The sequence below is a fragment of the Vibrio sp. 10N.261.55.C5 genome, assembly GCF_041470505.1.
Taxonomy (GTDB): Bacteria; Pseudomonadota; Gammaproteobacteria; order Enterobacterales; family Vibrionaceae; genus Vibrio; species Vibrio crassostreae_C.
Genome location: NZ_JBFRMS010000065.1, coordinates 50124 through 61881, shown reverse-complemented (window position 1 = coordinate 61881; position 11758 = coordinate 50124). Strand labels below are relative to the sequence as shown.

The window sequence follows — 11758 nt, the reverse complement described above, 5'->3', positions numbered from 1 at the left end:
AAAACTTTTTTCAAGCGCTTAGCTTGGCTAATTTGACCTGCTGATTCGTTTTGGTTTCTTACGAAGCCATCCCGTGTCAGCGAGGTGGCATTATAGAGATTTCGATCACACTGGCAAGCCCTTTTTGAAGTTTTTCTTACTTTTTTGATTGTTCGAGCGTTTTTTGTTCAAAACACCCCATTTTCACTAGTATTCCTCTTAATTAAGGGCTTAAGGTGCCTATATAAAGGAGGATTTATGAGTTCAATACGCAGTTATAAAGGAATATCCCCTCAGATTGGGCAAGGTGTCTATATAGATACCAGTTCAGTACTGGTTGGTGATATCAAAATCGGTAACGACTCTAGCGTGTGGCCTTTGGTTGCAGCTCGAGGGGATGTGAACCACATTCATATTGGAGAGAGAACGAATATCCAAGATGGTAGTGTCTTGCACGTCACCCATAAGAATGCTGAAAACCCTGACGGTTATCCTCTCTTAATAGGTAATGATGTCACTATCGGGCATAAAGTAATGCTGCATGGCTGCACTATTGAGGATCGTGTACTTGTTGGTATGGGAGCGATCGTGTTGGATGGCGTGATTATCCAAAAAGAAGTGATGATTGGTGCTGGTAGCTTAGTGCCACCAAACAAGGTACTTGAAAGCGGTTACCTCTATGTAGGAAGCCCAGTAAAACAAGCTCGTCCATTAAATGATAAAGAGCGTGCCTTTCTACAGAAGTCTGCAGACAACTACGTTCAGAATAAAAATGACTATCTAGACTCTGTAATTTCAGTCTAAAGCGCTTTGATCTGAATCCGATTAGAGGAGTCATACTCCTCTTCTTCTATTAACTCTTCCGCTAGCTCTTCAATATCGAAACGTAACTCTGAAAAGATAACTAAAGCTTGATCGCCTTCTTCTATATCTTTACCTGCCAATCGTGATAATTCCTCAATAGACATGACACATTCAATCAATGCGCCCGACTGTTGTGCTGGGAACGTGATTGTTCGGCTCTCTTCATCCCAATCTTGGATATCAGGAAATAGAATTGATTGATTCATTTTTTATAAACACCCCATTACATCTCTAGATTTTTACGTAATTCTCTTAAAATCTGTTTTGTTCCCGGACGAAGACCACGCCAAAGCATAAAGCTTTCTGCTGCCTGCCCCACTAGCATACCCAAACCATCATAAGCAGCATGAACACCATTATCTAATGCCCATTGATTGAATACCGTCGTTCCAGATCCATAAACCATGTCATAAACGGCGCTAGTAGAATTGAAAATCACCTCAGACACTTCAGGAAGCTGCCCGCTTAGACCAGATGAGGTAGAGTTAATAATGACATCAAAGCCTTCATTAACATCACTTAGCCCCATCCCCTTGATGTTGCCATGCGACGAAAACATCTCAGCCAGAAGTTCAGCCTTGGAGCTGGTTCGATTAGCGACCACCAGCTGTTGTGGCTTTTGGTCGAGAAGAGGTTGAATCACTCCTCTCGCAGCACCACCAGCGCCAAGAAGAAGAACACGTGCTCCTTTTAGCGTGACTTGATGTTGAAGCAGGTCTTGAACTAAGCCCTCACCATCGGTGTTATCACCAATGATCTCTCCATCATCTAACTTCTTAAGGGTATTTACGGCACCAGCTAGTTCAGCTCTCTCAGTTAGGCGATTGGCTAACTGATAGGCATCTTCTTTAAAAGGCGCTGTGACATTGCACCCTCGACCACCTTCGCTGAAAAAGGTTTTGGCAGCAGTGATAAATTGACCGTGCTCTGGCTGTAATGCTGTATAGGTAAGTTGTTGGCTGGTTTGGCGAGCAAATAATGTGTGAATGAATGGCGATTTGCTTTGCCCAATAGGATTACCGAAAACGGCATAACGATCTACTTGCTGTGTCATATCCTTACCTAACAGAAATAATAAAAAGGGTCATCTATATAGATGACCCTATCACTATCCCTATAAGGAAGGAAGAACTACCAAACTCGAGGTTTGAGGTAGTCACTATAAAGCAGAGCTTCTGGTGAGCCCGCTTGCGGTTCATAGCGATATTCCCAACGAGCCAACGGCGGCATCGACATCAATATAGACTCTGTGCGCCCACCGCTTTGCAGGCCAAATAAGGTACCACGGTCGTAAACTAGGTTGAATTCAACATAGCGGCCACGACGGTATAGTTGGAAGTCACGCTCACGTTCGCCATAAGGTGTATCTTTGCGACGCTCGACAATAGGTAAGTACGCCGCAGCAAAACCTTCACCGACAGCCTGCATATAAGCAAAGCTCTTATCGAAACCCCACTCATTTAAGTCATCAAAGAACAGACCACCAACACCACGTGTTTCGTCTCGGTGAGGAAGATAGAAGTACTTATCACACCACTCTTTGTGTTCTTGATAAACATCATCACCAAACGGCGCACAAAGATCTTTAGCAGTTTGATGCCAAGATTGGCAATCTTCATCGACAGGATAAAATGGCGTTAAGTCAAAACCACCACCAAACCACCAAATCGGGTCTTCCCCTTCTTTTTCCGCAATGAAGAATCGAACGTTCGCGTGTGAGGTTGGGATATATGGGTTTTTAGGGTGGATAACTAATGAAACCCCCATCGCCTCAAACTTACGTCCGGCTAACTCAGGACGGTGAGCGGTTGCAGAGGCAGGCATTGCTTTACCAGCGACGTGAGAGAAGTTAACTCCACCCTGTTCAAATAAAGCACCATTGGTCATCACGCGAGTACGACCACCGCCACCTAGACGATCGCCAGGTTCTCGCTCCCATGCATCTTCTTCAAACAACGCTACACCATCAGCTTGCTCAAGCTGCTGGCAAATCGAATCTTGTAGGCTCAGTAAAAACTGCTTTACTGCTTCTTTATCAATTGCTGACATCTTACTTCCTTTGCAGGGTTTAACCCTGTCTTAATATTTTCGACGTTTTTGCATCTCTAATTTCGCTTGGCTTCTCACGGCCACCCGTTTGGCCTTCTAGAATCGCGACTAAGTGTTGACCCAGTTGCTGTTGAACTTCTTCAGTCGTCATACAAGGCGGCTCGCCAGTCAGGTTGGCACTGGTAGAGGTTAACGGCTTGCCGAACTCATTACACATTCTTTGAACCAAAGGGTGATCCGTCACTCGTACCGCGATGGAATCAAACTGGCCGCTGACCCAGTCAGTAACTTTGCTGCTGGTTGGCATAATCCAAGTGACCGGACCTGGCCATGTCGCTTTCACTGTTACCAACTGTTCTTCCGTCAACTGGCTTTCATCAATATAAGGAAGCAGCTGCTCGTAACTTGCAGCAATCAAGATCAAGCCCTTTTCAACTGGACGCTGTTTTAACTCGAGTAATTTCTTGATGGCATGTGGATTATCAGGATCACAACCAACCCCAAAAACGCCTTCGGTCGGGTAAGCAATGACTTCACCTTGTTGTAATGCCTGCAATGTATGTTGAAAGTTATCCACGGGTTGCCTCATTAAGTCAGTTATCGAACTCGCTAAGTGTACAAATTATCATTCACTGTTACTAAAGCTATTTGTTTATAAAATGTATCAATTAACAACTTAGACTGACGCAAACGTTTTCCTTAAGTAATTTTACCCGTATAATGCGCGCAAAATATCTAATCACTAATTAAATCGTACCTGAAGGAGTTTGAGATGACTGTCGGTATTATCATGGGTTCTAAATCTGATTGGCCAACAATGAAGCTAGCTGCAGAAATGTTGGATCAGTTTGGCGTGGCGTACGAAACAAAAGTGGTTTCTGCTCACCGCACACCTCAGTTGCTTGCAGACTACGCAACCAGTGCGAAAGAGCGCGGTATTAAAGTAATTATTGCTGGTGCTGGCGGTGCAGCGCACCTTCCGGGCATGGCTGCTGCTTTCACAAGCGTACCAGTTCTGGGTGTTCCAGTTCAGTCTAAAACACTGAAAGGCATGGACTCTCTGCTTTCTATCGTGCAGATGCCAAAAGGTATCGCGGTAGGTACTTTGGCTATCGGTGAAGCTGGCGCTGCCAATGCAGGTATCCTAGCCGCTCAAATCATTGGTACACACAATGAAGAAGTAATGGCAAAAGTAGAAGCATTCCGTTCTGAGCAAACAGAAACGGTTTTGGCTAATCCAAACCCTGCAGAGGACTAATTTCCATGCATGTTCTTGTGTTAGGCGCGGGCCAACTTGCTCGCATGATGTCCCTAGCTGGGGCGCCGCTGAATATTGAAATTTCTGCTTTTGATGTTGGCAGCAAAAATATTGTTCACCCATTAACGCAAGCGATTCTAGGTAACGGCTTAGAAAATGCGATAGAGCGTGCGGACGTCATTACTGCTGAATTCGAACATATTCCTCACGATGTACTTGAGGTGTGTGAACGCAGCGGTAAGTTCTTACCGACAACAGAAGCAATTAAAGCCGGCGGTGACCGTCGTCTTGAAAAAGCCCTGTTAGACGAAGCAAATGTGAAAAATGCCAAATACTACGTGATTAACTCTCGCGAAGACTTTGACGCTGCGATCGCTCACGTTGGCTTACCAATGGTATTGAAGAGCACACTTGGTGGTTACGATGGCAAAGGTCAATGGCGCTTAAAAACATTAGACAATGTTGACGCAACTTGGACAGAAATGGCCGAGTGCATCGCCGCAACAGACAACCAAGCCATTGTGGCTGAAGAGTTCGTTCCGTTTGATCGCGAAGTATCACTGGTTGGTGCTCGTGGCGCTAATGGCGAGATTCAAGTGTACCCACTGGCTGAAAATGTTCACACCGACGGCGTGTTAAGCTTATCGACAGCGATTGATGACATTGAACTGCAAGAGCAAGCGAAAACCATGTTCACCGCAGTTGCAGAACGTTTGGACTACGTTGGCGTGCTTGCACTTGAGTTCTTTGATGTTCAAGGTTCACTGCTAGTTAATGAGATTGCACCACGAGTTCATAACTCTGGTCACTGGACGCAACAAGGCGCAGAGACTTGTCAGTTTGAAAACCACCTACGTGCCGTATGTGGCATGCCACTAGGCAGCACTAAACTGATTCGTCCAACCGCAATGATCAACATTCTTGGTGAAGATACCCTACCTGAAGCGATTCTGGCTCAAGGTGGTTGTCATGTTCATTGGTATGGCAAAGAGAAGCGTGCAGGTCGTAAGATGGGCCACATTAACGTGAGCGCTGACTACAACGCAGAGCTGCAAAGAGCGTTGTGCTCATTGGCTGAGATTCTTGATAAACAAGCCTACCCTGCTGTGCATGAGTTTGCTGAGCAGATGAAGTAAGCCTACATTGGCTTATTGATATAAAAAGTTTATTGGATACAAAAACGGCGCTCAGTGAGCGCCGTTTTTTTGTGTCTATAATATCGAGTTATTGAGATTGAATGTGGTGACACTTGCGATCTGCGCATTGCTTCTTGGTACCACTGGCCGTTTTCTTCTCCAGTAACAGTGGGAACTGGCACTCTTCACAGCGTCCTATAACTGGTGGCTGATTAACGGCAAACTTACACTTAGGGTAGTTACCACACGCATAGAAGATTTTGCCATAGCGAGATTTACGCTCAACCAAGTGACCTCGACCACACTCAGGGCAGGCAACAAGTGGCTGTTCTTCAGGTTGTTCTTTCGGTTGATCCAAAGATTCGATGTGATTACACGTTGGGTAACTACTACAACCAATGAACATCCCAAAGCGACCTTGCCTTAATACCAATTCGTTTTGGCATTTAGGACACGGCACGCCCAGCTCTTTCACCACATGACCATCATTTTGATGAAGAGGCTTGATGTAATCACAGCTCGGATACTGCTTACAGCCTAAAAATGGGCCGTGCTTGCCATGGCGAAGCTGAAGCTCTCCACCGCACTGTGGACATGGTTCATGCTCTAATGCATGTTCATGTGCTGAAAAAAGCTGATTATCAATCTTACTACTCATGACAAGCCTGTATTAATGCAAGATACCTTGCTCTTTGGTGTACAACAGCTCTTCCATTTGCGTGTAAGCACTTTCATTACCCGGCACATTAAATAGTACCATTAAGATAATCCACTTCAGATCATCCAACTCAAATTCATTGGTCTCTAACCCCATGACACGATCAATCACCATTTCACGAATCTCTGTCGTGAGGACGTTGATCTGCTCAAGGAACAACAAGAAACCACGACACTCCATATTAATACGTGATATCTCTTTACTTGTGTAAACACGCATCGAGGTATTAGAGCACATAGTAATCGCCGCTTGGTTATCGGTATCTTGCAGTGCAGCAAGGTCTTCTAACCAATGGAGAGCCTTATAAATATCATCTTGGTGAAACCCCGCTCGAAGAAGTTCATCTTCAAGTTCGTCTTGATCCACCTGCAATTCAGAATCGCTATGGATGTAGGTTTCAAACAAGTACATCAGTATGTCCATCATCATAGCTTAGCCTCTCCCCTTTCGAATATAGCCACCGGAAACTGCAACAACATGCCCTGAGAGCTCAAGCTCTAAAAGCTGCATCATGACTTCATGCACAGGTATATGGGTTCTCTGTGCCAAAATATCAACGGGTGTCGCCTCTAATCCTACGTTAGCTAACAGCTGTGGAAATGGCAATTGTTCATTTTCACCCTCATTCGGCGTAGGTTCGAATAAGCTCTGCTGCTGATCTATAGACCAGTTTAACAGACTCTTTATTTCAATCAGAACATCTTGAGCATTTTGCACTAAACATGCTCCAGCTTTGATGAGACTGTTACCTCCGCGACTGGTTGGGCTATGAATAGAACCGGGCAGCGCAAACACTTCTCGACCTTGCTCCATGGCATAGCGAGCGGTAATTAAAGAGCCACTCTTCTCAGCCGCTTCCACCACCAAGGTTCCTAACGACAAGCCACTTATAATACGGTTACGACGGGGGAAATGTTCAGGTCTTGGTTTAGCACTCGGTCGAAACTCTGAAATCAGCGCTCCGTTCTCACAGATCCTCTCAGCTAGATTTCGGTGGCGGGCAGGATAAATGGAGTCCAAGCCAGACCCCAACACTGCAAAAGTTTCCCCTCTTTTATCTAGAGCACCATCATGAGCATAGCCATCGATACCTAAAGCTAAGCCACTGGTGACAATTAAACCGTTTTGGACAAACTCTTTGGCGAAGGACTTGGCGGTCTGCAGTCCTTCAATACTGGCATTGCGGCTGCCGACCATCGCGATTTGAGGCTCGATCAGTTTTTCAACGTGACCTTTAACGAAAAGAACACTGGGCGCAGAGGCAATCTCATTAAGCAGTTTGGGATAATGTGGGCAATTAGGGGTAATGATGTGATGGTTAGGCTGTTTTGCTTGCCATGATAAGCAAGCCTCCACTTCTCTTGGGGCTTGCTCTCTTAGATAAGAAATTTGTTTGCCTGATAAACCCATCACTTGCAGCTGCTGGCTTGAGTAGCCAACAATGTTCGAAGGGGAATCGATACTCAGCAGGCGAGAAAGGCGTTTGCCACCCAATTGAGGAACAAAACTTAGAGTTAGCCAAGCACTCAGTTGTTGCTCATTCACTCGGTGCCCTTAACCTCTTCTGTCAAAGCAAGATCCAAAGGCGATACTGCCAGAATGCCCTTGCTAACAGGCTTAGAGCTCTGAGTGATCAACGCGAGGCTAAAATACTCATAAGGACGAATGACCATCAAGCTACCCAGCGAGGTACTTGGCAATTGCACCTTATCGCTCGCCGCAGACTCTTTATAACTGTATTCACCTTGCTTACCAAACACCACCGCACCGCTTTCGCTGAGGGTAAACATAGAACCTTGGCGAAGGTTATCCTGTGAACCTTTGTTGATCACCACTACCTGATTCTTCGCGCTGTACTGGCTGCCATCTAATGAGCCCAAGATATTAGCAAACTGACCTGCCGCACTAGGTGCAGGATAAAACGTGGTAGAGAGCTTCACCTGATCAACACCAAGTTCTGGTAGCACAAGGTCATTAAGCAGTACCTCTTGCAGCTGAGTGTCTATCTGCAAGCTGCTGAACTCAGCATCCACCTCTTTTAAGCGCGCAGTGGCGACCAGTCGCAAAGAGGTCATACTTGCTTGGGGTTGCTGCCGTTGGTAGGTTTCAACTGCGCGGTAGATACCCCACTTTTGATGTTGTTGGTTGCCCGAGATAAACAACCGGTCTTCACCCGATAAGAATCTCTTCCCATCACTCGTTCCTAATACTCGTTGTGCCGATTCGATATCTTGCTGCTCTACCAAGCGATCAGACTGTAAATAAGGTAGAACCAGTCCCTCGTTGACGGTAGGTACTGCTTTCTTCTCAGAAACACGAATCTTAGGGCTGAGTTTGATAACAGGCTTGAGGCTCAAGACAGGTTCACCATTAATCCAAACCAACGACAGTTTGTCTCCGGGATAAATAAGGTGAGGATTTTCTATCTCAGGGTTTACCTGCCATAACCTTGGCCACAACCATGGACTATCGAGATACATCGCAGAGATATCCCACAAAGTATCGCCCTTAACCACCACATACGCCTCAGGTGCGCCCTGTTTAATGGTTAAAGGTTGCTCACTATTTTCAGCCGTAGCGGCGAACGAAATCGAGGCACAAATAAGAGATAAAGCAGGCAATAAATGACGCATGACCTAGGTTCCTTGGTCTGAATATATGACATCTGATTGGAGAATTACCTTCAGGATGCTGTCATTTGACCTCTAAAATGTCTAGAATTGAGCCAACAAGGTTTAAGCTGTTTCGGCACAGTTCAATATTTCGAGTGTATATGTCTGTATTACAAGTATTAACATTACCAGATGATCGTCTACGTACCGTGGCGAAACCGGTAAAAGAAGTTACCCCAGAGATTCAAAAGTTCGTTGATGACATGATTGAAACCATGTACGACGAAGAAGGTATCGGCCTTGCGGCAACGCAAGTAGATTTCCACCAACGCATCGTTGTTATCGATATTTCAGAAACACGTGATGAGCCAATGGTGCTTATCAACCCTGAAATTACTGAGAAGCGCGGCGAAGATGGAATCGAAGAAGGCTGCCTATCTGTACCAGGCGCTCGAGCTCTAGTACCTCGCGCTGCAGAAGTAACGGTTAAAGCACTAGACCGTGACGGCAACGAATTCACATTCGACGCTGACGACCTTCTGGCTATCTGTGTTCAGCACGAACTTGACCACCTAGAAGGCAAGTTGTTTGTTGATTACCTATCGCCACTAAAGCGTAAACGTATCCAAGATAAGCTAGCGAAGATTAAACGTTTCAACGAGAAACAAGGTTAATAACCGCTGCTATTACTAAATTAGAAGGAAGCCTACCTTGAGTCAGTCTTTAAGAATTGTCTTTGCAGGTACTCCGGATTTCGCCGCCCGTCACTTGGCGGCGTTGTTGTCTTCGGAGCATGAAGTTGTTGCTGTTTACACACAGCCAGATCGCCCAGCAGGCCGCGGTAAAAAACTCACTGCGAGCCCAGTAAAAAACATCGCACTTGAAAACAATATTCCGGTTTACCAACCAGAAAACTTCAAGTCAGATGAGGCTAAGCAAGAGCTAGCTGAATTGAACGCTGACATCATGGTTGTTGTCGCTTACGGCTTATTGCTTCCGCAGGTTGTATTAGATACGCCTCGCTTAGGTTGTATCAACGTACATGGCTCTATCCTACCGCGCTGGCGTGGTGCTGCTCCGATTCAACGCTCTATTTGGGCAGGTGATAAAGAGACAGGCGTGACGATCATGCAGATGGATATCGGCCTAGATACTGGCGACATGCTAAGCATCGCAACGCTGCCTATCGAAGCGACAGATACTAGCGCATCAATGTACGAGAAGTTAGCGGGTCTTGGCCCTGACGCGCTTGTTGAATGTCTAGCGGACATCGCTTCTGGCAAAGCAGTTGCAGAAAAGCAAGACGATGAGCTTGCGAACTACGCGAAGAAGCTAAGCAAAGAAGAAGCGCGTATCAACTGGAGTGATGAAGCTGCGCATATTGAACGCTGCGTTCGTGCCTTCAACCCATGGCCAATGAGCCACTTTGAAGCTGCTGAGAACAGCATCAAAGTATGGCAAAGCCGTGTGGCAGAGCAAACTTCTGATAAGCCTTCAGGTACAATTCTGCAAGCGGATAAAACTGGTATCTACGTAGCGACAGGACAAGGCGTACTTGTTCTTGAACAGCTACAAGTTCCAGGTAAGAAAGCCATGTCAGTTCAGGATATCTTGAACTCACGTGCAAGCTGGTTTGAAGTTGGTACTCAACTTTCTTAACCGCTTTAAAGCTACTCAATATGCACTTAAAAATGTGTAGCTTGTAAAAACACAGTTTAGAAAACCTTTACGAGGGCAGAGATGTCCTCATGTATTCAAATAAATATTCGGTACCCCTCATGAATGTTCGCGCTGCTGCTGCAAATGTCCTATTCCAAGTTGTCGATAAAGGCCACTCTCTTTCACACGCTCTCCCTGCGGCTCAAAAAACGATCCGTCCGCGAGACCATGCTCTACTGCAAGAGATTTGCTACGGCGCACTTCGTTATCTGCCTCGTTTAGAGTCAATCGCTAACGAACTGATGGAAAACCCGCTTAAAGGTAAAAAGCGTGTATTCCACCACCTAATCTTGGTGGGCATTTACCAACTAAGCTTCATGCGTATCCCTTCGCATGCCGCGGTTGCTGAAACGGTTGAGGGTACTAAGACACTGCGCGGTCCAAGCCTGAGTGGTTTGATCAACGCTGTGTTACGTAGCTACCTACGTGACCAAGAAGAACTAGACGAGAAAGCCGTTAGCCACAATGCAGGCAAATACGGCCACCCAAGCTGGATTCTAAAAATGCTTCAAGAGAGCTACCCAGATCAATGGGAGCAACTGGTTGAAGCAAACAACAGCAAGGCACCAATGTGGCTGCGCGTTAACCGCCAACACCACACTCGTGACGAGTATGTTGAACTACTTAAAAACGAAAACATTGAATACACATTGCACCCAGAAGCAGCCGATGCCATAAAATTAGCTGCACCTTGTGATGTTACTTTGCTTCCTGGCTTCGACAGAGGTTGGGTATCAGTGCAAGACGCTGCCGCTCAGCTTTCGGTTGACTACCTAACACCAAAAGATGGTGAGCTGATCTTAGATTGTTGTGCTGCGCCAGGTGGTAAAACGGCACACATTCTTGAGCACACTCAAGACACTGAAGTGGTTGCGATTGACTGCGACATTAAACGTCTAGACCGCGTTTACGATAACCTTGAGCGTCTACAACTGCGTGCCGACGTAATTTGTGGTGATGCTCGCTACCCAGAAGAGTGGTGGATGGGTGATAAGTTCGACCGTATCCTACTTGATGCACCTTGTTCAGCGACTGGCGTCATTCGCCGTCACCCTGACATTAAGTGGCTACGCCGTGCCTCTGATATTGATGCACTAGCAGAGCTGCAAAGTGAGATTTTGGATGCAATGTGGCGCCAGCTAAAAGAAGGCGGCACCATGGTTTATGCGACATGCTCTATCACGCCGCAAGAAAACGTGCTGCAAGTGAAAGCATTCTTAGAGCGTACCGTGAACGCAACGCTGGTTGGGTCTGATATCGAAAAACCGGGTCGTCAAATACTGCCTGGTGAAGAAGATATGGATGGCTTCTACTACGCAGTTCTAGTAAAACAAGCATAACAACTAACAGCGGCTAAGAATTTATTTCTTAGCCGCTGTTTCTTTCTAGTGCATTATCAAAGCGAAAAGAGATCACTAGAATT

14 protein-coding genes are annotated in these 11758 nt (G+C 46.0%); 6 read left to right on the top strand and 8 right to left on the bottom strand.

Going from position 1 to position 11758, the window contains the following annotated elements:
* Positions 1–237: 237 nt before the first annotated feature.
* The gene (locus tag AB4263_RS21570; RefSeq protein ID WP_017058763.1) at positions 238–783 is read left to right on the top strand and encodes a gamma carbonic anhydrase family protein; all 546 of its coding nucleotides are present in this window, start codon (positions 238–240) and stop codon (positions 781–783) included.
* Here AB4263_RS21570 and AB4263_RS21565 read toward each other — a convergent pair.
* From AB4263_RS21565 to AB4263_RS21550, 4 genes are all read right to left on the bottom strand, one after another.
* Positions 780–1049 (bottom strand): DUF1488 domain-containing protein, encoded by a 270-nt coding sequence (locus tag AB4263_RS21565; protein ID WP_017058764.1) that lies wholly within the window; start codon positions 1047–1049, stop codon positions 780–782. The genes AB4263_RS21570 and AB4263_RS21565 overlap by 4 nt on opposite strands.
* 17 nt (positions 1050–1066) lie before the next feature.
* Positions 1067–1897 carry a shikimate dehydrogenase gene (aroE, locus tag AB4263_RS21560; RefSeq protein ID WP_017067739.1) on the bottom strand — a complete coding sequence of 277 codons (831 nt, stop codon included), beginning with the start codon at positions 1895–1897 and terminating at the stop codon, positions 1067–1069.
* A 77-nt stretch (positions 1898–1974) separates the two neighbouring features.
* Positions 1975–2892, bottom strand: coding sequence for an oxygen-dependent coproporphyrinogen oxidase (hemF, locus tag AB4263_RS21555; protein ID WP_017069580.1), 918 nt, complete (start codon positions 2890–2892; stop codon positions 1975–1977).
* 19 nt (positions 2893–2911) lie between these two features.
* Entirely contained in the window at positions 2912–3469 is a 558-nt protein-coding gene (locus AB4263_RS21550; protein WP_017058767.1) for an L-threonylcarbamoyladenylate synthase, read from the bottom strand.
* Between the two features lie 195 nt (positions 3470–3664).
* Here AB4263_RS21550 and purE point away from each other — a divergent pair, with 195 nt between their 5' ends.
* Positions 3665–4150 carry a 5-(carboxyamino)imidazole ribonucleotide mutase gene (purE, locus tag AB4263_RS21545; protein WP_372098872.1) on the top strand — a complete coding sequence of 162 codons (486 nt, stop codon included), beginning with the start codon at positions 3665–3667 and terminating at the stop codon, positions 4148–4150.
* A 5-nt stretch (positions 4151–4155) separates the two neighbouring features.
* Complete coding sequence (locus AB4263_RS21540) at positions 4156–5286, top strand: 5-(carboxyamino)imidazole ribonucleotide synthase (RefSeq protein ID WP_017058768.1); 1131 nt, start codon at positions 4156–4158, stop codon at positions 5284–5286.
* Between the two features lie 88 nt (positions 5287–5374).
* Here the strand turns inward: AB4263_RS21540 and AB4263_RS21535 are convergent, their stop codons facing one another.
* From AB4263_RS21535 to AB4263_RS21520, 4 genes are read right to left on the bottom strand one after another with little or no spacing between them, the layout of a single operon-like run.
* Positions 5375–5944, bottom strand: coding sequence for a type I DNA topoisomerase (locus tag AB4263_RS21535; protein ID WP_372098871.1), 570 nt, complete (start codon positions 5942–5944; stop codon positions 5375–5377).
* Between the two features lie 12 nt (positions 5945–5956).
* Entirely contained in the window at positions 5957–6433 is a 477-nt protein-coding gene (locus AB4263_RS21530) for a DUF494 family protein (RefSeq protein WP_029235095.1), read from the bottom strand.
* Positions 6434–6436: 3 nt separating this feature from the next.
* Positions 6437–7549, bottom strand: coding sequence for a DNA-processing protein DprA (gene dprA, locus AB4263_RS21525; protein WP_372098870.1), 1113 nt, complete (start codon positions 7547–7549; stop codon positions 6437–6439).
* Entirely contained in the window at positions 7546–8637 is a 1092-nt protein-coding gene (locus AB4263_RS21520) for a LysM peptidoglycan-binding domain-containing protein (protein ID WP_102331967.1), read from the bottom strand. Before AB4263_RS21520 ends, dprA begins: the two co-directional genes overlap by 4 nt.
* 140 nt (positions 8638–8777) lie before the next feature.
* Here AB4263_RS21520 and def point away from each other — a divergent pair, with 140 nt between their 5' ends.
* The 3 genes from def (at position 8778) to rsmB (ending at position 11675) form a co-directional block, all read left to right on the top strand.
* Positions 8778–9290, top strand: coding sequence for a peptide deformylase (def, locus tag AB4263_RS21515; RefSeq protein WP_017058772.1), 513 nt, complete (start codon positions 8778–8780; stop codon positions 9288–9290).
* A 37-nt stretch (positions 9291–9327) separates the two neighbouring features.
* Positions 9328–10275 (top strand): methionyl-tRNA formyltransferase, encoded by a 948-nt coding sequence (fmt, locus tag AB4263_RS21510; protein WP_017063006.1) that lies wholly within the window; start codon positions 9328–9330, stop codon positions 10273–10275.
* Positions 10276–10394: 119 nt separating this feature from the next.
* Positions 10395–11675, top strand: a complete 1281-nt coding sequence (gene rsmB, locus AB4263_RS21505; protein WP_102393479.1) for a 16S rRNA (cytosine(967)-C(5))-methyltransferase RsmB — start codon at positions 10395–10397, stop codon at positions 11673–11675.
* Positions 11676–11758 lie beyond the last annotated feature (83 nt).